Annotated in this window: 20 protein-coding genes, 1 tRNA gene and 1 pseudogene; 14 read left to right on the forward strand and 8 right to left on the reverse strand. The window is 63.2% G+C overall.

Annotated features, from left to right (window positions below; genetic code table 11):
* The first annotated feature begins 8 nt into the window (after window positions 1-8).
* Genes K5L94_RS08665 through K5L94_RS08695 form a run of 7 tightly spaced genes read left to right on the forward strand, consistent with a single transcriptional unit; the run spans window position 9 to window position 9,734 of the window.
* Window positions 9-308, forward strand: coding sequence for a DUF1799 domain-containing protein (locus tag K5L94_RS08665; protein ID WP_274512446.1), 300 nt, complete (start codon window positions 9-11; stop codon window positions 306-308).
* A 2-nt stretch (window positions 309-310) separates the two neighbouring features.
* Complete coding sequence (locus K5L94_RS08670; protein WP_274512447.1) at window positions 311-3,085, forward strand: phage tail tape measure protein; 2,775 nt, start codon at window positions 311-313, stop codon at window positions 3,083-3,085.
* Between the two features lie 60 nt (window positions 3,086-3,145).
* Window positions 3,146-3,502, forward strand: coding sequence for a hypothetical protein (locus tag K5L94_RS08675; protein WP_274512448.1), 357 nt, complete (start codon window positions 3,146-3,148; stop codon window positions 3,500-3,502).
* Window positions 3,499-3,960: a DUF1833 family protein gene (locus K5L94_RS08680; protein ID WP_274512449.1), complete on the forward strand. Its 462-nt coding sequence runs from the start codon at window positions 3,499-3,501 to the stop codon at window positions 3,958-3,960. Before K5L94_RS08675 ends, K5L94_RS08680 begins: the two co-directional genes overlap by 4 nt.
* Entirely contained in the window at window positions 3,960-4,355 is a 396-nt protein-coding gene (locus tag K5L94_RS08685; RefSeq protein ID WP_053450082.1) for an NlpC/P60 family protein, read from the forward strand. The genes K5L94_RS08680 and K5L94_RS08685 overlap by 1 nt, the downstream gene beginning before the upstream one ends.
* Window positions 4,355-9,373, forward strand: coding sequence for a host specificity factor TipJ family phage tail protein (locus K5L94_RS08690; protein WP_274512450.1), 5,019 nt, complete (start codon window positions 4,355-4,357; stop codon window positions 9,371-9,373). Before K5L94_RS08685 ends, K5L94_RS08690 begins: the two co-directional genes overlap by 1 nt.
* A gap of 1 nt (window position 9,374) precedes the next feature.
* The gene (locus tag K5L94_RS08695) at window positions 9,375-9,734 is read left to right on the forward strand and encodes a hypothetical protein (RefSeq protein WP_274512451.1); all 360 of its coding nucleotides are present in this window, start codon (window positions 9,375-9,377) and stop codon (window positions 9,732-9,734) included.
* A 53-nt stretch (window positions 9,735-9,787) separates the two neighbouring features.
* Here K5L94_RS08695 and K5L94_RS08700 read toward each other — a convergent pair whose 3' ends face one another.
* Window positions 9,788-10,147, reverse strand: a complete 360-nt coding sequence (locus K5L94_RS08700; protein WP_274512452.1) for a hypothetical protein — start codon at window positions 10,145-10,147, stop codon at window positions 9,788-9,790.
* Window positions 10,148-10,359: 212 nt separating this feature from the next.
* Here K5L94_RS08700 and K5L94_RS08705 point away from each other — a divergent pair, with 212 nt between their 5' ends.
* The gene (locus K5L94_RS08705; protein ID WP_274512453.1) at window positions 10,360-10,794 is read left to right on the forward strand and encodes a BLUF domain-containing protein; all 435 of its coding nucleotides are present in this window, start codon (window positions 10,360-10,362) and stop codon (window positions 10,792-10,794) included.
* A gap of 617 nt (window positions 10,795-11,411) precedes the next feature.
* Here the strand turns inward: K5L94_RS08705 and K5L94_RS08710 are convergent.
* Complete coding sequence (locus tag K5L94_RS08710; protein WP_274512454.1) at window positions 11,412-11,711, reverse strand: hypothetical protein; 300 nt, start codon at window positions 11,709-11,711, stop codon at window positions 11,412-11,414.
* Window positions 11,712-11,772: 61 nt separating this feature from the next.
* Here K5L94_RS08710 and K5L94_RS08715 point away from each other — a divergent pair, with 61 nt between their 5' ends.
* From K5L94_RS08715 to K5L94_RS08725, 3 genes and pseudogenes are all read left to right on the forward strand, one after another.
* On the forward strand, window positions 11,773-12,387 hold the full coding sequence (locus K5L94_RS08715) for a hypothetical protein (RefSeq protein ID WP_274512455.1): 615 nt from the start codon (window positions 11,773-11,775) through the stop codon (window positions 12,385-12,387).
* 174 nt (window positions 12,388-12,561) lie between these two features.
* A complete protein-coding gene (locus K5L94_RS08720) occupies window positions 12,562-12,990 on the forward strand; it encodes a BLUF domain-containing protein (protein WP_274512456.1) in 429 nt (142 codons plus the stop codon).
* A 541-nt stretch (window positions 12,991-13,531) separates the two neighbouring features.
* A pseudogene (locus tag K5L94_RS08725) lies at window positions 13,532-13,948 on the forward strand (hypothetical protein); the annotation flags it as partial.
* Between the two features lie 58 nt (window positions 13,949-14,006).
* On the opposite strand, the gene K5L94_RS08730 reads toward K5L94_RS08725, so the two are convergent.
* From K5L94_RS08730 to K5L94_RS08745, 4 genes are all read right to left on the reverse strand, one after another.
* Window positions 14,007-14,585, reverse strand: a complete 579-nt coding sequence (locus K5L94_RS08730) for a hypothetical protein (protein ID WP_274512457.1) — start codon at window positions 14,583-14,585, stop codon at window positions 14,007-14,009.
* A 110-nt stretch (window positions 14,586-14,695) separates the two neighbouring features.
* A complete protein-coding gene (locus tag K5L94_RS08735; RefSeq protein WP_274512458.1) occupies window positions 14,696-15,685 on the reverse strand; it encodes a tyrosine-type recombinase/integrase in 990 nt (329 codons plus the stop codon).
* A gap of 57 nt (window positions 15,686-15,742) precedes the next feature.
* Window positions 15,743-16,717: a site-specific integrase gene (locus K5L94_RS08740; protein ID WP_274512459.1), complete on the reverse strand. Its 975-nt coding sequence runs from the start codon at window positions 16,715-16,717 to the stop codon at window positions 15,743-15,745.
* A 152-nt stretch (window positions 16,718-16,869) separates the two neighbouring features.
* Window positions 16,870-16,956: transfer RNA gene (locus tag K5L94_RS08745), tRNA-Leu, on the reverse strand.
* 131 nt (window positions 16,957-17,087) lie between these two features.
* Here K5L94_RS08745 and K5L94_RS08750 point away from each other — a divergent pair.
* From K5L94_RS08750 to K5L94_RS08760, 3 genes are all read left to right on the forward strand, one after another.
* Window positions 17,088-17,522: a BLUF domain-containing protein gene (locus tag K5L94_RS08750; RefSeq protein ID WP_164085876.1), complete on the forward strand. Its 435-nt coding sequence runs from the start codon at window positions 17,088-17,090 to the stop codon at window positions 17,520-17,522.
* A 176-nt stretch (window positions 17,523-17,698) separates the two neighbouring features.
* Window positions 17,699-19,321, forward strand: coding sequence for an FMN-binding glutamate synthase family protein (locus K5L94_RS08755; protein WP_274512460.1), 1,623 nt, complete (start codon window positions 17,699-17,701; stop codon window positions 19,319-19,321).
* An 84-nt stretch (window positions 19,322-19,405) separates the two neighbouring features.
* Window positions 19,406-19,867: a GNAT family N-acetyltransferase gene (locus K5L94_RS08760; RefSeq protein WP_274512461.1), complete on the forward strand. Its 462-nt coding sequence runs from the start codon at window positions 19,406-19,408 to the stop codon at window positions 19,865-19,867.
* 92 nt (window positions 19,868-19,959) lie between these two features.
* On the opposite strand, the gene K5L94_RS08765 is transcribed toward K5L94_RS08760, so the two are convergent.
* Both K5L94_RS08765 and K5L94_RS08770 read right to left on the reverse strand, forming a co-directional pair.
* Entirely contained in the window at window positions 19,960-21,207 is a 1,248-nt protein-coding gene (locus K5L94_RS08765) for a TIGR03862 family flavoprotein (RefSeq protein WP_274512462.1), read from the reverse strand.
* A complete protein-coding gene (locus K5L94_RS08770) occupies window positions 21,194-21,628 on the reverse strand; it encodes an FKBP-type peptidyl-prolyl cis-trans isomerase (RefSeq protein ID WP_053449332.1) in 435 nt (144 codons plus the stop codon). Before K5L94_RS08770 ends, K5L94_RS08765 begins: the two co-directional genes overlap by 14 nt.
* Between the last annotated feature and the right edge of the window lie 39 nt (window positions 21,629-21,667).

Genomic DNA, 21,667 nt, shown 5'->3' on the forward strand with positions numbered 1-21,667 from the left:
TCGAGGCGGTGGGGGCGCTGTACTGGCACGCCCCCACCGAGGCCGAGCTTGCCCAGGTTGGCCTCAAAGCGAAGCACTACCAGCCGCCGGAGGTGCAGCTGTGGCCCGAGTGCTCGCTGCCTATCGAAATCTTCTCCCGGGTCTCCACCCAGTGGCGTGCAAGCGCCGGAGGACCGTTTGGCCTGGACTACAACGTCGTGTTCCAAGAGCTGGACCGCGAAGGGTTGACCGGTGATCGCCGGGCCGAGGTGATGGCCGCGATCCGCATCATTGAGGGCGCCGCCCTAACCGAAATCAGCAAGGGCTGACCATGACCGAACAATCAATTGGCGCAGCTCGAATCGACCTGGTTGTCGATACGCAGCAGTTCGACAGCGCAATCACTGCAGCAAAGCGCGGTGTTGCCGACATGTCGGGCAGCGCGCAGCAGCAGTATCAGCAGCTGTCTCGCGCTGAGCGCTCGCGCATCGATACGCTTGTTCGCCAGGCAGACACCCTCGGCATGACCCGGTCGCAGCAGCTGGCCTACAACGCCGCATTGCGCACGAGCGGGCCGGTGCTGGACGAAATCGTGCAGAAGCTCGCCCGCGCTGAAGCGGCAGCCAAGCGCTCGGGCAAGGAGCTGAACGCCTTCGGTGTCAGCGCGGCCCAGCAGGCAGCAGCCATGCGCGGTGTGCCGGCGCAGATCACGGACATTGCTGTGAGCCTGCAGGGTGGACAGAACCCGCTGACTGTCTTCCTGCAGCAGGGCGGACAGCTTAAGGACATGTTCGGAGGCATCCGGCCTGCGGCCGCCGCCCTGGCGTCGCAGCTGCTGTCGATGATCAACCCGCTGACGGCTGCGGCCGCTGCGACCGCGGCGCTTGGCGTGGCCTGGTATCAGGTGGGAGAGGCGCAGCGACAGGCAGAACTGGCGCTGATCACGACCGGGAACTATGCCGGGACCAGCGCCGAGCAGATTGCGGCGCTCGCTCGGCAGATGGACAACCTTGGCGGTGTAACGCGGGGCAAGGCTCTCGCGGCACTGACACAAGTTGCGGCTTCGGGCCGCTTCATCGGCGAACAGTTCCGCTTGGTGTCGGAATCAGCGGCCGAAATGGAAGGCGCGACTGGCCAGAGCATCGACTCAACCATCGGCAAGTTCAAAGAGCTGGCAAAGGACCCGGTCGAAGGATTGCTCAAGCTGAACGAGGCAGAGCACTTCCTCACTCGAGCCCAGCTGGATCGGGTGACCGCGCTGCAGGAAGAGGGGAGGCAGCAGGAGGCGGTCACGGAGGCAATCCGGATCTATCACGACAGCCTTGGAGATGTGTCAGCGAAGGCGCGTGAGTCCCTTTCGGGCGTCAGCCAGTGGTGGAAGGCAGTAAAGGACGACACGTCCTCTGCCTTCAACGAGCTGGGGCGTTACATCGAGCTGACTGACCGCCTTCTATCCCGCACCACAGGCTTGAAGCGGGGCGCTGTAGCGGAAACTGCATCGTTCTTTACCCCGATAGCAGGTCAGGCCAAGTTGCTGGGCGGCTACCTCGGGTTAGCGAACAACTTCGCTGAGCGCTATTGGGGATTGAGTCCAAAGCCCACCGTCAGGATGGCCGGCATCTACGCTGATGGCGCGGATGCGTCGATCGACAGCGTTGGGGAGCGCAAACACCTGGAGCAGCGGAAGAAGGACCAGCAGGAATGGGAGCGCCTGTCAGGACAGAACCTGTCGAAGCGTCAAAAGCAGCTCGCTGAAGAGGCGCAGATCGTCGCCCTGGGCAAGAAGCTTGGCAAGGATCAGGCTGATATTGATCGGGAACTGGCCGCCTCGCGCAAGCAGTTCCAAGAGGCAGAGGCGCGCCGCAATGGCGACTCCAAAACGAATCCGGCAACATCGATCGTTGCCAGGATTCAGCAGCAGGTAGCTCTGAACAAGGAGCAGTCTGGCAGCGAGGAGAAGCTTACCGTCAGCCAGCGTCTGCGGGTGCAGGTCCTGGAAGAGCTGGACCGGTTGGGGGCAAAGATCCCAGAGTCCGATCGGAAGCGCATCAGGACGATGTTGGAGGAGCTGAAGACCACCGGTGACTTGGTGGATGCGACGGACAAGCAGAAGAAGACCCTGGAGGCGCTAACCCGCCAACAGGCCATCTTCGACCAGCAGGCCGCCACGAGAAGGCGAAGCGACGAGCTTGACCTAATGTCCTATGGTCACGGTCAGGATAGTGTTGCTCAGCTGCGCCGACGGATCGAGATTCAACGAGAGTTTGAGGACGAACTGAAGCGCATCGGCAGCAAGGAGGTCGCCACGGATAAGGAACAGTGGGATCAGCTCGCGGCCAATGCAGAACGTCATCGTGATGATCAGCTGCGACGGGAGGGGGGCTATCAGGCTCGGCGGCTCGCGTTGCTCGGTGACTGGCGCGTTGGCGTCCAGCGCGGTTGGGAGGACTACAGCTTCGCTGCAAAGAATTCCATGGAACAGGCCAACAGTGTGATGACCACTGCACTGAATGGGTGGGAAGACGCTTGGGTGAAATTCGGCGAAACCGGGAAGCTCTCTTTCAGTGACCTGACGCGCTCGGTTATCGCTGACTTGCTACGCATACAGTCTCAGAAGGCCGCTGTTGGCCTACTGGATGGACTGTCGGGCACCAGCATTGGGAGGTTGTTCGGGCTGAGTGGAGGGGGTGGATCAGTCGTAAAAGAGGCTATTCCCATTCCGCACGCTAAAGGTGCCGCGTATCAGTCGCCGAGCCTGTCGACCTACTCCGGTGGGGTGTACAGCTCGCCCCAGCTGTTTGCATTTGCTAAGGGAGCCGGGGTGTTCGGTGAGGCGGGGCCAGAGGCCATTATGCCCTTGCGGCGTGGATCTGACGGCAGGTTAGGTGTAACCGTGCACGGAGGATCAAGCGCTGGTTTCGGCAATGTGGTGGTCAACAACTACGGCGACAACCGAGTTCAGCAGCGGCATCAGACCGAGACGGCGCCGGATGGGTCACAGATCAAGAGTCTCATCATTGATGTTGTCGCTGAGAACGTGGCGAGCGGAGGGCAGATTGGTATGGCCGGCAAGGCTCGCTATGGGTGGCAGGACTTCTCCGGATAAAACCAAAAGCAGGATCACCGCTCGCATGCAGTTGCAAGTGACTATTGGAGCTGAAAGATTGTGGAGACATTCCCGAACTATGCCGAGATACTGTTCGCGGCATTTGGCGAAGACTTTGAACCCTCAGTTGAACGAACAGAGATGGAACGCGGTGTGCCGCGGCAGCGGCTGCTGAATACCCATGTCTTGCAAACCATGGGTGCATCCGCTCTCTTTCGATCCGAGCAGGCTGCTTCCGACTTCGAGGATTGGTACTTCAACCGCCTCAAGAGAATCGGCTGGTTCAACGTGAGAAATCCGAGGACCGGTCAAATGGTTCGGGCAAGATTCCAGGCGGGGAGGATTGGGCGTTTAGAGCCGCTAGCGCCTGGGTTCCGCTTGTCTAAGCGCGACTTTGTTTTGGAGTATCTGCGATGAGTACGTTCACCGAGCGCCGGCAGCGCACCGACGACGCCACCGGCATCCTGCTGCTGCTGGAGCTGAGCGCCCCGTCGTTCGTGGAGGTGCTGCGCATCGTCAACGACACGGGCGACTGGGTGAGCCAGGGCAACGTGTATACGGGATTCCCGTTCGGCTTCAAGCTGCCCGACGATGTGGGCGGGCAGGCGCCACGCGCGCAGCTGGTGCTCGACAACGTGGGCCGTTCGATCACTGAGGACCTGGAGCGGTTGCAGCCGGGGGAGCTGGTCACGGCGCGCCTGATGATCACCGACCGGGCCGATGCCAACGTGATCGAGGCCAGCTACGACCTGCCGATGACGCAAGTCTTGGTGAATACCCGCACGGCTTCGGCGCAGCTCGGGGTGGATTTCCTGACACGCCAGCAGGCCGTGACGTTGCGGGCCAATCCCTACACTCTGCCGGGGATCTTCTGATGCGCCTGGCCGAGGTGGAGAAGTTCGTGGGCATCCCCTACGACGAAGACGGATTCGACTGCGCCGACCTGGTGGTACTCGTGCAGCTGCAGCTGTTCAATAGGGTGATCACCCTACCGGGCCGTCGCCCGCGCGGGCTGCAGGGCGCGGCTGAGCTGGGGGCACTGTCCCGGCCCTACGCCCACCTGCGAGACGGACCACCCGAAGACGGCGATCTTGTCCTGATGTTCGATCAGGGACACCGAAACCCCGGCCATGCCGGGGTTTTCTTTTTCCTGGCCCATGAGGGCTGGGTCCTTCACAGCAACGAGCGCAACGGCTGCAGCGTGCTGCACCGAGTGCGCGATCTGCCCGACTTTGGGCTGCGAATCGAGGGTTACTACGCATGGGCCTGATGCACACGCCTACCGATGCCGGCCGTCTGATCATCACCCCGCATCCGGTGATGCTGGATGGCCAGCGTAACCTGCAGGCCGACCTGCGCCCGGGTGAGAGCCTGTATGCCTTCCTTGAGCGCCATGTGGAAGGTCTGGACGGGCAGGCGTGGCTCGTAACTATCGGCGGCCGGTCGGTTGAGCGGCATCTGTGGAGCAACGTTTACCCGAAGCATGGCCAGGTGATCGAGATCCGGGGCGTGGTCGGTAAGAGCGCGATCCGGCTGGTGGCCCAGGTCGCACTGGCCTACTTCACGTTGGGCGGTGCAGCCATTGCAGGTTTCAGCATCGGCACCTCCACGGTGTTGGGTACGACGCTTGCGCGCGCGGCTGTCTACGCTGCCGGCAGCCTGCTGATCAACAAGGTTCTCGGTCCCAAGCTGCCCAGCGCTGCCGCCTCGGCTCCGGCCGACACACTCTTCTCCATTTCGGCGCCCCGCAATCGGATGCGTGCCTATGAGCCGCTGTCGTTCGTGCTCGGTACGGTGCGCATCGCGCCGGACGTGGCCAGCAAGCCGTACATGAACTATGAGGGTGACGAGCAGTACCTGTCGCTTGTGCTGACTCCGGGGCTCAACGTGGCCCGCGTGGACGAGCTGTACAACGGCGATGCCCTGCTGAGCAGCTATGAGGGGGTTCAGGTCTGGCACAGCGGCTTCCCCGGCATGCCGGATGAGGCCATTCCGCTGTACAGCAACTCTGGCAGCGTCGACGGTGGCGTGATCCTGGACACCAGCAGCGATCCCAAGCACACGCCCAGCAACTGGGTTCAGCGCACCAGCTCGGCGGGTGCGATCCGGCTGCAGGTGAACATGGATTTTCGCATCTTCGATGCGGACAAGAAGGGCCGCGACTACGAGAACCGCGAACAGATCCAGATCCAGTACCGCGCAGTGGGCGAGAGCGGCTGGCGTGTGTTCGGCAACTACACCGTGGCCGGTCGGACGCAGAAGTCCCGGCGCGCGACCTATGGCCTCGATGTGCCGCCCGGTCAGTACGAAGTACGAGTGCGGACTGCGGGCCTGAACACCGACGGGAACAACGCGCAGGCCAGCTTCAGCTGGACCAACCTGGTCAGTGTGCTGCCCGACACGGCCAGTTATGACGGCATCCCGCGCATCGGCATCCGCATGAAGGCATCCGGGCAGCTCAACGGCAGCCCCGACGAGCTGCGCTGTGTTGCACATTCCTTCCCGATCCCGGTGTGGAAGGGTGACGCCATCGGCTGGGTCACCGAGGAAAGCAGTAACCCGGGCGCACAGATCCTGGCCTACGCCCGTGGCATCAAGTCGCCGGCGGGCGTTCGGATTGCCGGCATGGGTCTGCCCGACAGCCAGATCGACGTGGAGGCACTCAAGGCCTTCATGCTGCACTGCGCGGCCAATGGCTTCACCTACGACTACCAGGTGGCCGAGAAGCGCAACCACCAAGCGGTGATGGACGCGGTCGCGCTGGCCGGCTTCGGCCAGATCGCATGGCCCAAGGGCCGTCTGGCCGTGGTGTGGGCCGCTGATGAGCAGCCGCTGTCGGGCGTGGTCAACATGGCCACGATCAAGAAGGGTCAGTTCCAGGTCGAGTACACCTTGGCCAACGGCGCCGACGGTATCGAGTACAGCTACCTGGACCGCGCCACGTGGGAGGCAAAGACCCTGCGCGTGCCTGCGCCCGGCGTGACCACCATGCTCAACCCGGCACAGGTGACCGGCGAGGGTGTCACCAGCGAGGCGCATGCCGCCATGCTGGCCCGGTGGCATCTGGCGCAGAGCCTGTACCAGTACAAGTCGATCAGCTACAGCACCGATATCGAGCACCTGGCCTACGGCCGCATGTCGGTGCTGGCGCTGCAGCACGACCTGACGCAATGGGGCTTCGGCGGCCAGGTCCTGTCTGCATCGATGGGGGCGGGGCGAGTCGTGACGCTGCAGCTTGACGTACCGGTGCCTGCACCCGCGCAGGGCAGCGCCTATATCGGCCTGCGCATCCCAGGCGAGCGGGTGTACCGCGTGCTGCGGGTGCGCCCGTTCACAGGAGAAAGCGACCAGCTGCAGCTGGCCGAGCCGTGGCCGACCGATGCCGAGCTGCCGGGCAACAGCGACAGTAACCCGGCATGGGACACGATCTGGATCTACGACTTCAAGCAGACGCCGGGCTACCGCGTGCGCGTGGTGGGCATCCAACCGGAGAACGATCTCAAGGGCGCCGCGGTCGACGTGGTGGCCGAGGGGCCGGAGTACTGGCACTACGTGAAGACCGGCGAGTACATCCCGCCGGAGAATGGCTCCCAACTGGGCACCCGGCCGGTGGCCAGCAACCTGCGGATCACCGAGCGCCAGGTGGTGCAGGGTGACACGGTGTTTTCCGAGCTGCAGGCCTCGTTCGATATCACCGGACCGGTGGGCGAGATCCGCGTGCTGTCGGACCTGGACCAGAATTCGGAGCTGGAGCAGGTCGCCTCGACCACCACGCGCTCGGCCACCTGGCGCATTCCGCGCGCAGGCGTATACCCGATCACCGTGCGGCCCTACAGCCCGGACGGGCAGGCTGGCGTGGCGGTGACGGTGACCTATGCCACGCACGGTGCGGACGTACCGCCGGTGCTGGTTGACCTGTTCGACGTGGAAGAGCGCAGCGGCGGCGTGCGGCTTTACACCTGGGGCTGGCTGGGCGACACGACGCGATCGGCGGACTTTGCCGGCGTCGAGATCCGCTACATGCCGGGGAAGGACATGAGCCCGGACTGGAATGCGATGACGCCGGTAGGCGAGACGGGCTACCACACGGCGCCCTTCGAAGCGGTCATCCCCGAGTCTGGCGATTGGACGTTCGCCTGCCGCAGCGTGAACACCTCGGGCGAGCTCTCCACCGGCATGCGCGTGGTGGTCAAGGCGCTGGGGAACAACCTCGGCGAGCAGATGCAGGAGACATGGGAAGAGGCGGAGCGGGCGAACCAGCGGGTGGGGCAGGAGATCATCGATCGACTGGCGGGTGACGTAGCCGCGGTGAACGAGGCGGTTGGCAAGGCGCGTCAGTACACCGACGCCCAGGTCGCCGCGCTCAACGGCATCCTGGAGGACATTGTCGGCGCCGACGAATGGGCGGCCGGCACGACCTACCCGGCCGGCGACTTCGTGCGCCGCGCAGGGACGCTGTACCGGGCGCTGGCCGAGAACGTGGACGTGGAGCCAGGCACCAATCCGGCGGTGTGGGAGGCCATCGGCGACTACACCTCGGTGGGCGATGCGCTGGCGGCCGCCATCAGCATGTCCACGAAGAACGCCAGTGACATTGCTGCAGAGGCCGGCCGCGTTGACGCCGTTGTGGTGAAGCTTCCGGCAGATGGTGGTCAGGCTGCCAGCGCAGGGCAAGTGGCCAGCCAGATTAACGCGTTGGCGGAGGCGGACGCGGCCTTGTCCCAGCGCCTCGACAACACCAACGCGGCCTTGGGCGGCAAGGCAAGCACGGCCAGCGTGACTGCAGTCGAGCAGGCCAGTGTCGCTCGCGACAGTGCGTTGGGCGAGCGGCTCAACACGACCGATGCCGCGCTGGAGGGAAAAGCGTCTGCGGCGGGGCTACAGCAGTTGGCCAGCCAGGTCAGCAACCTCGGGGACTCGGTGACGGCCAACAGTTCGGCCATCACCCATCTGTCGGTGGGGATGAACCCCAACCCGAACATGCTGAAGAACCCCAGTTGGCGCAATGGGCTGACGGGCTGGGGCGGTACGCCGACCAACGGCGCGCCGTTGAACTATGCGTCACACGGCCCATTCCTGGCGATCCAGCCGACCAGCGGCAGTGACAGCTGCTATCAGTACGTGCAGAGCCCGACGGCAGGCGTTCACTACCTGTCCGGAGAGGTGTTCCGCAATGGCTCGGTCGGCAATGCACGGTTGGTGCTCAGCGCATACAACGGCAGCGGATTGATTGGTTCGGTGACCGTTCTGTCCGATCGCTCCAAGCTGGGGATCTGGCAGGCGCTTAATGTTCCAATCGATGTGCCGCCGGACGCTACGCGGCTGCTGGCCGGCGTGATCTGCGAGGGCACGGGTGAGGTAATGTCGTTCCGTCGTCTGAAACTGGAGCGTGGCCCCTCCGCGACTCCCTGGAGCGATGAAGTCACCACCTCCGACACAGCCACGGCAATGCAGTCCATGGAGGTGCGGGCGACGACGCTGGAGAACGGCCAGTCGACCATGTTTGCCAAGTACACTTGGGCGCTGGACGTGAATGGCAATGCCATCGGTATGACGTCCGTCAACGACGGCACCATTGGCCGAATCAGCTTTGTTGCTGACGTGTTGAGCATCGTTGACCCCAACAATACGGGCAGCACAACCTTCGGAAGTGGCAGGTGGGTAACTCGTTCCGGGGCCTACATGATGGTGCACGGCAAGCCGTTCGGTGTATCCAACGACCTGATGATGTGGATCGGTGTGGGCTCCAACCCGGCCAACGCGAGCAAGGCGAACGGCCTGTTCTGGATCGACAACCAGGGCAATGGGTACTTCGGAGGCAGCCTGTCGGCCGGCGTGCTCAAGAACGCTGTGCAGACCACTTCGACCAACGGCAACGCCGAGATCGTCAACGGGCCGTTCTCTACGCTGGGGCGCGCCAAGAACGTCGTGGTCAGCTACGACATGACCAAGACCGACACGGCGAACACGGGCCGGTGGACCGGGGTTTCCGGGCCGGTGAACGCCACCATCGCGATCTATCGGCGGGTGGGCAATGGTGCCGAGCAGTTCATCACCAACTTCAACGTCACGGGCAACTATGAGGTGCTGAACGAGCAGGGTGGGCCGTCGCAGCTGAGTTCGCGCATGGCGGGCTCGCACACCTTCACCGACAACACCCCCGGCACCGAGCAGTTCACCTACCGGGCCATCATCGTCACCCGCAACGTGGCCACCGGCACGGCGAGCGGAGGTACGGTCGGTGTGGTGATCAATCAGACGCTGGGCATCATTTCCGTGGAGCAATGAGATGTCGCCGATTCTTTCCGAGAGCAACAACAACCGGGTCGAGATGCTGGCGACCCGGATCGATGTGCAATGGGACTTCCGGGCCAATGACGGCCCGGTGCTGTTTTTCTTTGATCGCGTGGACTGGAACCCGGCCACGGGTCAGGTCAACACCCGCAGTTATGACCGCACGGTGCGCGCTCCGATCCGTGAGCTGCTGGCGGGCGAGTACACCTTCACCCACCCGCAGACCGGCGAGCAGATTACCGAGCCTGGCTGGAAGCTGATGGCGTTAATCAAGGCCGCGACGGATCGAGTGTGGGAGTCGGAGAGCCCGCCTGCGCCGGAGATCGTCGGGCCGCTGGATGAGGGCGGGGGGTGACGGCTAAGCCGTCACCCCCACCGGCTGCTGCTGCGGCCAAGTGGCGCGACGTGTTACTCCGCGCAGATGTTGAGAGTGTCGATGATCTGCCCAGCGACCTCTGCATCTGCGCAAAGGAAGAAGACGGCATCCTTCTCCGCTGCTTCAGAAAGAAAGTGGTGGACAGTGATCAGGGCGGCCGTCATATTTCGCACGAACACCTCGTGGCACTGCGAAAGCCGAACGTGCGCAAGCTGTGCGGCAAGCGCCTGTTTGGTTGCGCGGATCTCGGCACTTTTGTCGCTCTCAATCCGCCCAGGCAGGCCAACTCCGCAACCGGTATAGACACATTTGTCCTTGAACCTGGTTTTCCAGACGAACTGAGGGGAGTTGGGTTCGAAGGGCGGCGCGTGTAATGGATTGCTTTTGATCATTCAGGGGCGACAGTGTCATGGCTGATCGCTTCCTGCGAGGTACGCGCGGCGGCTTGATGCAGCTCACGGCCACTCAGTCTTGAGTGGTGTGCGGAGCGTAGTTCTGCAAGCGTGGAAATCCCGTGACTGTGCACCGCTTGTTGCTTTGCTTCCTGCACGCGCTGAGCACATGGCCGGGCATACGCTCGCCTCTGAATTCGAGGTTGTGCCGCATGCTGAAGTGTTCAGTTGTGTTTGTAAGCTCTGCTGTCGAAGAGGTGGGTGAAAGCCGGCTTGCCGACCTAATGGCCGCTGGGGCCAGGTTCAACGAGGCGTGTGGATCGCGAGCGGTTGTGTGCTTCGATGGACGCCGCTTCTTTACCTACCTCGAGGGAACCGCCAGTTCGGTAGCTGCGACTTTGGTCTACATCGAGTCATTGGCCATCCACTCAGAGCTTGTGCAGCTCGCTCGAGGGACTGTTCAGCAGCTCCGCTTCCCGGAACAGCCATTGCTATTCATGCGGGTGACCGCCTCTCAGCTTAAGTCCTTGGTCCGCGCCGACTGGACCAACTTCTCCCAGCGGCTGAAAGGCCGGTTTGATCCCGTTACCGGCATGGAGCAACTCGCCGATCTGGTTGCGCAATGCCGCGAGGCGGCGGCAGCCTGAATTGCTTCGGCTCCCCTGGAGATAGCCCCTTGTGCTGTCCTCGGGTGTATAAGCGATCAAGGGCAGTTGGGAACAGATCGATGCGCTTTGAGTTCACGCATACACACATCTATCCCGGGGCTACCGCCGATCTCTCTGGCAGTCTCCCGGGAACTGACGGTGAGACCACGTGCTTGGTGGAGTTGAGTGATGGTGTCGTCCTCTCGACCAGTTGCTCTGTGAGGGGGGAAGAGGTTCTTCTTTCAATGCCGGAGTACCTCACCGCTCGTGGCGCGAAGATACCCGCGAAGACGTGGGCGCTACGCAGGGACGTTGAGACAGGAGCATGGCGGGCGAAATCCCGGGTCAACACCTAGAGTGGGGGTGTCACCTTGGATGATTCTCGCATCACGTGGCGGCAGTTATCCTGTGAAGCCCACACCGATAAGTACAGATGCACGAGTTTCAAGATTGGATATTCAGCGCCAGGGGAAGAACCATAACGGCCAGGGTCCAGGTGGATGGGCGCGGGGGCGGCACCCTTACGCGGTTTCAGGTCAGGCCCGGTCCGTCGCAAAGCGGCCTTTCGATCAAAGTGGACTCCCAGCAGGAGGCCGCCGCCGCGCTTGAGCGAATCCTTACTGATCTACTGGGCGCTGATTGGTAGCCTTAGGGTCGATCGAGGAAATCTGATCGGTCAGCATCCGAAGAGACTGCTGAAGGGCAGCGGTGAAAACCGGGCCGTCGGTGCCGGCATGAACGTCCGCCGCTTCTACCAGCATAAGTTCCCACACTCGGGCCAGTGATCGCGGATCGTTGTGGGTGGCGATGGCAGCGCCAAGCGCGTACTCCATCGCCTTGAGGTAGGCCCGATGGGCTTCCAGATCGACCTCGCACGAGCGCAGTCGTTCAGCAATTTGCTCCAGGGTGAGTGTCATAGCGGGCTCGACTTGCGCATGAATAGGATGGATAGTCCGTGTGGGCCACTAGGCGGACACAATGAGCATCCTCAACGTTTTGCTGCGTGCTGACCAGCTCCTCGTTGCCGTTGACACCTTGGCGGAGGATGCCCAGACCGGCGCCCACTCATCTGGTGCAAAACTGCTCCTGATTCCGCAGCACAACCTTGTGCTGGCTGCGCGCGGGTCCACGCAGTTCTTCGTTCGCATCTACGAGCTGGCTCTGCAGGCGAGCTTCCGAGCTGATTTCACGATGGAGCAGCTCTCCGCCGAGTTGGGCCTGGTAGTGGATCAACTATGGCCGAATTACGTGAGGGCGGCAGCCGAGGCTCGCTTGCCGATCGAAAAGCTTGGGACCGAGCTGGTGCTGGGTGGCTGGTCGCCGAAGAGAGGCCGGATGGTGGCCACAGCGTATGCGAAGAGCGACAGCTCCAGGTCAACGATAGTGCAGCCCCTCGATGGGGGCTTGGCTTCTCCTGGGGAACCGCTGGCCAGCAGGCCGGATAGCTTCGCGCCAGCCGACGTTCTTGCGGCTGGCAAGGTCCAGGCTAGATGGCTCAATGAACGGGTAGGGCGACAGGTAGCTGGAGGCCGGCTGTTGGCTGGTTTCCTGGAAAAGGGGCAGGCGGTGGTGAAGGATCTCGGGCCGATTTAACGATCTGGCCTGTTCTCGACGAGTCGGCTGCACCTGACCGCAGGCAGTTCGGTCGGCGACACCCGCGGGGCGGAGAACCTGGCGGAACTGTGACGGCGATCTGGCGGCCTCTACGCGACGCTTACGCGGTCAGCTCTACGCTCGGACTCCCCGACAGGCCCGGAGCAGCGTGCCATGCCCAACAAGGCGGTTGTATTCGTCAGCGAGGCGGTCGGCGACCTGACCCAGGCCCACCTTTTGAAGGTCATGGCGGACGCAGAGCGGTTCAACCGCAGAGCAGGAGTGACCGGGGTGACGTTGTTTGATGGAAGCCGGTTCCTCTCCTACATGGAGGGGCCCCAGGACGGTCTGGATGTGGCCTTCTCCAGAGCTGCTGGGGCCGCCAGCCATACGAACCTGATCGAGATTGCGCGTGGACGCGTGGGGCAGCGCAGGCTTCCATACTGGCCGATGCGCTGCATCCCCTTGGCGCCGCCGGAGCTGGTGCAACTGGTGCGAGCCGACTGGACTGGCTTCCTGCAGCGGGGAGGCGATGAGGTTGCCCCGGCCACCGCGATGGAGATGCTGGTGGCGCTTGTCGAACCGTTCGCGGAGGCTGCCTGAGCAGCGCCGCACTGGCACCCATCCGAACTGTCTAGGCACCCATCGATAGTTCGGAGCCGCTGTCGTTCATTTTGTGTCTCCAGTATCGAGCGGATCACCTGGCGTAGGGGCGAACTGCGCTAGCAGTCTTTCGCGACGGCACTGGTCAAGCCAGTGATGCCAGGTCTCGATTTCATCCATCAAACCCGTGGCTCCGCAACCTGGGCAGGTGAGCGTGGTGCCCTTCAGATCGGTTTGAAGGCCTGCACCCTCGCAAAGTGAGGACCTCAGTCCGCAGTTCTTGCAGGTTGATCGCACCTGCTCCAAGCGGGTGATCGCGCCATTGAGCGCAAGCAGGGGCAGGATCGAATGGATCCTGAAGGCATTGGGAGGGTGCATAGCCGTGCCGTTTAAAGGCTGGACACGGGCGCAAAGGATTCTGCACCGGAGAAGAGCCGCGAGGCTGCAGTGTGCGACATCCAAGGTGAACTGTTCATCACAGCGAGTTGGAACGTCGAGCGCCATCGCAGAGTGTGAGACCGTCGCCCGTATTCTTCCGGCCATGCTTCCCTCGCACGGCTACCAAGGCTCCCGCACCACCCCGATGCCCGCTGGCTGGGTCCAGATGGGGGAGAGCTGGGTGCTGTGGTGGAGCGGCCGCCAGATTGCGAATGTGAGCCTCGGCAAGGACGGCGGCGTGCGCGTCCGCCTCGACGCCCGGAAGATGTGGCAGATCAAGGAAGGACGGGCAGCCTGCATCGCCCAGGGCAAGCGCTACGCCGAGCGCTGGTGCGCAGCCAGGCTCTACCCGGAGATGCGCCTGCGCGCCGCTGTGGCGCGACTGCTGGACACGACCCCGGCCGAGCCCATCGAACCGCTTCCCGGCCTGACGCCGACCCGCGAGCAGCAGCAACAGGCCCGGCGCTTGGCCGAGGCCGGGGCTGTGGAATTGGCGCGGATCAAGGAAGCGCTGGAACCGCGATAGTCAACGGCGGTGTCTAAGCTCAGCAAGAATGAACCGAAGTTCGCGTTGTGGGCTACTTCCGTTCCGCTTCAAATTTCTTGATGTCCGCTGTGAACCTGGCGATCGGATCCCATTCGTACGTCTTAGCCCTTGGCTTCTGTTTGGCGGCGGTGCGAATTCGATTGGCGATTTCAGCAGCGTGAAGGCCCAGCCGTGCGTACTGGAGACGGCTCTCGGAGAATGTGAGCTCGAAGTCGGGAGGGCTATCGGAATGGGTTGTCACCGCCTCTATGGTTGAATTTGCGAATTCAATTTGGTATGGCAAGTCAAGGATGTCAAACATGTCTTTGGATGGTATGGAGCGCCAATCCACATCGAACTTGGAGGGGGCGAATGTTGGGCGTGTTACTCCAGCCCGTTTATATCCGTCCTTATCGGTATAGCCAGGGTCATCCACCACGTCGGCACATTGACTGGCGAAGCCGTCCAATTCGCCTCCAACTATCGCTGCCAGATACGCTGTCTCTTTCGCAGCCTTCCTCGCGTCCGACTTCTTCTCACGCCAGACTGTTACCCATCCGCCGACCACGACGCCGAACAGGCCAATCAATGCTGGAGAGATGACTTGCACGAACTTCCAGAATGCGTCCACGCGCTGCCCCCTTTTGCTGTTGTGAGGCTCTTATAGCTAGCGACGTTCCACTCCGCAATCAACAAATAAGCGGGGCGAGAGATGTGGGCCGATAGGTGTTGCTACGGCCTTTAGTATCTAAGACTTCTCACCGCGTCAATATCGCCATCGTGGCTAAGGTGTGCGTAGAACTTTTCTGTCGTTGTGTAGTCTGCGTGCCCAGCAAGAAGTTGAACTCGTCGCAGTGGCACACCGGCTACTACCATGTGTGCGCAAAACGTGTGCCGCAACCGATGCAGATGTCCGCCGATACCCGCCAGTTTGGCGTCCTTTCTAAACCAGTCTGAGACGGTATCCATGTGTGCCGTAACCAATGGGTCGGGGAGATGTCGAAGTGCCCACTTGGCATATCGATTCAAAGGCACTTCCCGCCACTTGCCGGACTTTGTCCGCCCGAGGCCGTTCTCATCCGGGGTGCTTTCGACCCACAGGCGGCTTCCAACGACCGAGTCCTTCTTCAGTCCCGTCAGCTCCCCGCGCCGGATGCCGGTGTGTGCCATGAAGAGCCAGAGAGGCGCTCTGGATGGATTGGCCCGGTAGAGCCTACGCATCGCCGCGCGATCATAGAATTTGACGGCAACGCTCCTCACGCCACGAGGCGCCTTCACCGAGGCCAGTGGATTCACACCCAGCTCTTTCCATTCGACGCCACGGTTGAAGGCCGTCTTGAGCCGTCGAATCTCCTTCCCTACTGTTTCCTTTGCCGCCTTGTCATCGAGTAGTCTGGAGCGCTTGTACTCCTCCACCTCGATTGCTCGGATACTGTCGATCGGCCGAAGGCCGAAGCGTTCGATGAAGCGCTTAACTTCGCTTCTGGCCTTCGAAATGGTGGTCGGGTGTTCGGCCTCGTACCAGTCCAGATACCACTCCAGGTAGTCGCAGACCTTGGGTAGGTGCGCCAAGATCCGGACCCCGTGGGTCAGTTCTGCTTCCTTCGCGGACCGAATTCTCTCCGCCTCACTGGCATCACATTGCCCAATGGACTTGCGAAATCGCCCGTTGCTCTCAGTCCAGTCGATGTAGGCTCGCGTTCCTCGCCAGTACAGTCGCACCGTCACCATTTCGGTCACCCTGAGTAAGGCATGCCTTGGCTTCCCCGGTCACCCTAGATGAGAGCATCACCCGAGTTGGCGGGCGATCTCAGAAGCAGGCTCGTGGTAGTAGATCATCAAAGACTTGAGGTCCCGATGTCCGATGATTCGGGCCAACTGGAGGATGTCCAACTTTTTCGACAGCCTCCAGATGGCCTCAGCTCGGCTGTCGTGGAAGTGCACTTCGCGATGGCCCGTCGAGTCCCGGACCTTTCGCCAAAGTGCATCACGCACGGCGGACTTAAGCTGGAATACGGGCCCGAAGCCAAGAGGAAGTGTCTTCAGGATCTCGCAAGCCCGCCGGCTAAGCGGCACATCTCTCGCGTCCCCGTTCTTGGTCTTTGGTAGGTGAACGTACTGCTCGGACAGATGCACATTCGGCCAAGTCAGTGAGAGGATCTCACCTGAGCGCATGGCTGTCTCCAAGGCGAGCAGGAAGGCCAAGCCCGTCCGCTGGGTAGCCGTCTCCGCCGACAGATCCTTGTCAAGCCCGAACGCTGCAATCAGGTCGGCTTCCTCAGCTGGTGACACGCGGCGAGCCCGACCTTTCGGCTGCTGCGGCCATCGAACGTCCGACATCGGATTCTGCTTGATCCACTTCCATTCCCGGCGTGCAGTCTCGAATACGGACCGCATTAGGTTCATTTCGCGTGCCACCGTCCCTGGCTTGACATGCTTAAGCCTTCCGTCACGCCAAGCAATGATGTCGGAACCGTTGATTGTCGCAATTCGCCTGTCCAAGAGCGGCAGTGATCGTTCCCAGGCCGCGATGCGGACTGACTCCCATCTTTCGCCAGCTCGCTTGGGCGCCTCTTCCTTGACATAGCGGCGCATAGCTTCGCGCAGCGACTTGTCTGGCAACTTCCCACCTCGAAGTTCTGCCTCTCGCTCAAGCGCCCACTTCGCAGCTTCTTGCTTTGTGTGCTTGGTAGTGGAGTCGCGAACGCCGGCCACGTACACCTGCACGCGCCACTTGTTTCCCGATCGTTGGATGCTGGCCATGGCCGCATCATATGGGGAATTTTTGGGGAGAGTAGCCGGGCAAGTCCGGGCAAATCGTGGCGGTCGCGGAAATTCAGATCGCTCTAAGTATCTGATTTCGTGCCGAATTGGGGTGAGTCGTGGCAAACACGTTGGCTCCCCAAAACATGCGATGGTGCCCGGAGCCGGAATCGAACCGGCATGGGGTTGCCCCCGGCGGATTTTAAGTCCGATGCGTCTACCAGTTTCGCCATCCGGGCCTGCAACGCGGCGCCGATTGTAGCCCACCCGCAGGGCTGCGACCCGATTGTGCAGGGTGGGTGGCGTGCTTAACTGTCGTTCCTATTCATGTCATAGTTCCAGCCATCGTTCCCAGGGGGGGAGCCATCTGATGTCGCTACACGCGATTGCCTATGCCAGTGAGGCCCGTGCCGATCTGCAGACAACCGATCTTGATCGCCTGTTGGCCGATGCCACGGCATTCAATCGCGTAGCGGGTGTCACCGGTGTCCTGATGTTCGATGGCACGCGTTTCCTGCAGTACCTGGAAGGCCCCGAAGATGGCATCGATTCGGTGTTCCAGCGCATCGTCAATGCCCGCAGCCATGGACAGGTGAAGATGTTGTGCCGCGCGCCGGTGCTGCAGCGGGCGTTTCCGCGATGGTCGATGGGTACCCGCAGGATCGAGGCAGACCTGCTGGCACAGATCGTCGAGGCGGCTTGGCCGGGCTTCCTGCTTGGCAGCGGTGGCTTCGAACGCCTGCTGCAGGCCTGGACCGGCGCAGACGGCGAGCTCGAGCCGGCGGCGGTCGCGCTGGGTTCCTGAGCCAGTCTGGGCGACGCCTGTCCGATTTCAGTCGTATCACCTCCGGTTCAACAGTGGAAGCCGCTCATGAAGCAGGGGTGCCGGCGATGGCCCAGGCCCGTCTAAAGGCGATCGCCTGCAAACCCGGCAGACGGGCAGCGCGGTAGACTCGGGGGCAGTTGCAACCGAGGAAAGCCATGCACCGGTATATCGTCTACCTGCTCGCCATCCTGATGTTCCCTATATGCCTGTGGCTGGCCACGATCTGGCCGGCCTGGTACTGGGGCGTCGGCCTGACCGTCGCGATGGTGGCGCTGGGGACTTGGGATCTGCTGCAGAAGCGCAGCACGCTGCGCCGCAACTATCCGGTGATGGCGCATTTCCGCTACGGCCTGGAATCGATCGGCCCGGAGATCCGCCAGTACTTCGTGCAGAGCGACCTGGAAGACGTGCCGTTCTCGCGGCAGCAGCGTGCATTGATCTACCAGCGCGCCAAGAACGAGATGGACACGGTGCCGTTCGGTACCCTGCGCAGCACCTATGCGGTGGACTACGAGTGGATCAACCATTCGCTGGCGCCCACGTCCATTGTCAAGCATGATTTCCGCGTGCTGATCGGCGCCAACTGCGCCAAGCCCTATTCGGCCAGCGTGTTCAACATTTCGGCGATGAGCTTCGGCTCGCTGTCGGCCAATGCAATCCGTGCGCTGAACGAAGGCGCGCGCCGCGGTGGCTTCTACCACGACACCGGCGAAGGCTCGATCTCGCCCTACCACCGCGAGATGGGCGGCGATCTGGTCTGGGAAATCGGCTCGGGCTATTTCGGTTGCCGTGATGAGAAGGGTGCCTTCAGCGAAGAGCGCTTCGTCGCCAACGCCACCCACGACCAGGTCAGGATGATCGAGATCAAGCTGTCACAGGGCGCCAAGCCGGGCCACGGTGGCGTGCTGCCGGCACCGAAGGTGACTGCCGAGATCTCGGTGACGCGAGGCGTGCCGATGGGCGTGGACTGTGTATCGCCGTCGCGTCACTCGGCGTTCTCGACGCCTGTCGAACTGCTGCAGTTCGTCGCGCGCCTGCGCGGGTTGTCCGGTGGCAAGCCGGTGGGTTTCAAGCTGGCCATCGGCCACCCCTGGGAATGGTTTGGTATCGCCAAGGCGATGCAGGAAACCGGTCTGCTTCCCGACTTCATCGTGGTCGACGGTGCCGAGGGCGGCACCGGTGCGGCACCGGCCGAGTTCGTCGACCACGTCGGCGTGCCGATGCACGAAGCGCTGCTGCTGGTGCACAACACGCTGGTTGGCCTGGATCTGCGTGAGCGCATCCGCATCGGCGCGGCCGGCAAGATCACCAGTGCATTCGACATCGCGCGCACCATCGCACTGGGCGCCGACTGGTGCAATGCCGGGCGTGGCTTCATGTTCGCGCTGGGTTGCATCCAGTCGTTGAGCTGCCACACCGACAAGTGCCCGACCGGTATTGCCACCCAGAACCCGGCGCGCTGGAAGCATCTGGACGCACCAGACAAGGCCACGCGCGTGCACAGCTACCACGAGCACACACTGCATGCCTTGAAGGAACTGCTGTGCGCGGCCGGCCTGAACGATCCGGCCGAACTGGGGCCTGAGCACATCCTGCGTCGCGTTTCGCCGGTCGAGATCCGTTCGCTTGCCTCCCTGTACCGCTACCTGGAACCGGGCGAGCTGCTGCACAAGGTGCCCGACCACGCGGTGTTCCATGCGTTCTGGGCCGATGCGCGCAGCGACTCGTTCCAGCCGCCGCCGAAGATCCAGGCACTGCGCGCCAGCAAGTCGCGGTAGCTGCCGTTGTAGAGTCGAGCCATGCTCGACTGCGTGTCTGGAACGAAGAACAGTCGAGCAAGCTCGACTCTACAAGGAGATGTCATGCAGCTCAGAACAGGCACGGCCGACGATGTAGCCACGCTGTGGGCGCTGCGTACGCGGTGCGTGCGCGAGACCTGCAGCAGCCATTACCCGCCGGAGGTGATCGCGCCCTGGTCGGCCTCGCCACCGCCGTCGCAGTACGCGCGGCTGCTGGGGCAGGGCGGTTGCGTGGTGGCCGAGGATGCGCAGGGCGCCCTGCTCGGCTTCGGCGTGTTCGATACCGATGCCAATGAAATCGATGCGTTGTTCGTTGATCCGGACCGGGGTGGCAAGGGGATCGGCCAGGCCCTGATGCAGCGCCTGCTGGCGATGGCCGACCGTGAGCGCGACGTGGTGTTGTCGGCCTCGCTCAATGCCGTGCCGTTCTATCAACGGCAGGGCTTCATTGCCGAGCGCGAGGAAGCCTACCCGCATCCCAGCGGCGTGGCGCTGGCCTCGGTGAGCATGCGCCGGCCATGGTGAGCGCCCGGCAATTGTAGAGTCGAGCCATGCTCGACTGCTTTATCGCCTGAATCAAATGCAGTCGAGCATGGCTCGGCTCTACAGTTCGGGCGTCACCGCCCGGCCAACCATCCGATCACGCCTTCCGCCGCACGCAGGCCGCTGGCGTAGCAGGCAGTAAGAAGGTAGCCGCCGGTCGGGGCCTCCCAATCGAGCATCTCGCCGGCACAGAACACGCCGGGCAACGCCCGCAGCATCAGGCCATCATCGAGCGCATCCAGGCGCACACCGCCGGCCGTGCTGATCACTTCGGCCATCGGTCGTGGCCGCAGCAGGCGCAACGGCAGCCGCTTGAGCGTGGAGGCCACGGCAGGCAGATCATTGCCGGCCTCCTTGCCGAGGATCTCGAACACCAGCGCCGCCTTCACCGCATCCAGGCCGGCCTGCCGGCGCAGGTGCTCGCCGAAGCTGCGGCCCTTGCGCGGGCGCGACAGGTCGGCCAGCAGGCGTGCCGCGTCGCGGCCCGGCACCAGATCCAGCCACAGCATGGCGTGGCCATCGCGGTTGATGGTCTCGCGCAGGTCAGCCGCCAGCGCGTAGATCAGGCTGCCTTCGATACCGTAGTCGCTGGCCACGCATTCGCCCTGCAGCGACTGCGGCTGGCCGGCCAGGTCGATCCAGTGCGCGACCACCGGCTTCAACGGTGCGCCGGCATTGCGCTGGGCGAAGAACGGCGTCCACTCCACGTCGAAACCGCAATTGGCCGACTGCAGGGGCGCAATGTCCACGCCACGCGCCTGCAGAGGCGCGACCCAGGCGCCGTCACTGCCCAGCTGCGGCCAGCTGCCGCCGCCCATCGCCAGCACCGTGGCATCGGCGTGGACATCGATCTCGCCTGCTTCGGTGGCGAAGCGCAGCGCGCCGTCGTCGTTCCAGCCGATCCAGCGATGGTTGGCATGCAGGCGTACGCCCTGTTCCTTCAGCCGGCGCACCCAGCCGCGCAGCAGTGGCGCGGCCTTGCGGTCGACCGGGAACACGCGGCCGGAGCTGCCCACGTAGGTCTCCACACCGAAACCGGCGGCCCAGTCACGCAGCGCCTGCGCGTCGAAGCCGTCCAGCCACTGGCCGACGGCAGCCGCCTGCTCGCGGTAACGGCTGTCGAACAGCGGCCGCGGATCGGAATGGGTGAGGTTGAGCCCGCCCTTGCCGGCAATCAGGAACTTACGGCCGGGCGAACCCTTGGCCTCGTACAGGTCGACGTCCAGCCCGGCCGCACGCAGGCGCTCGGCGGCGAACAGGCCGGCCGGGCCACCGCCGATCACGGCGACCCGACACTGCGCTGCGGTATTACGGTTTGACATCGAGCAGCTCGACGTCGAACACCAGCGACGAGCCGGCCGGAATCGGACCGACCCGGCGGTCGCCGTAGCCGTAGTCCGGGGGGATCATCAACGTGCGCTTGCCGCCGACCTTCATGCCGGCCACGCCTTCATCCCAGCCGCGGATGACCTGGCCGGCGCCGAGTGCGAAAGTGAACGGTTCGCCACGGCTGACCGAGCTGTCGAAGGTCTTGCCGTGCTTGGTCTCGGTGCGGTTGTCGTAGATCCAGCCGGTGTAGTGCACGGTGACCTTGCTGCCGGCGACAGCCTCGGCACCGGTGCCGGGCACGCTGTCGATGCGCTCGAAGGTGGTCAGGGTGCCGCCCGGCGGCGGGCCGGAGGGCCCGGTCGAGCAGCCAGCGGCGGCGAGGGACAGCAGCAGGGGAAGCAGCAGGCGGCGCATCGGGCGTCTCCGGAAGGGCGCAGGGCGAGGGCGGCAAGG

It is taken from the genome of Stenotrophomonas forensis (assembly GCF_028752115.1).
Taxonomy (GTDB): domain Bacteria; phylum Pseudomonadota; class Gammaproteobacteria; order Xanthomonadales; family Xanthomonadaceae; genus Stenotrophomonas; species Stenotrophomonas forensis.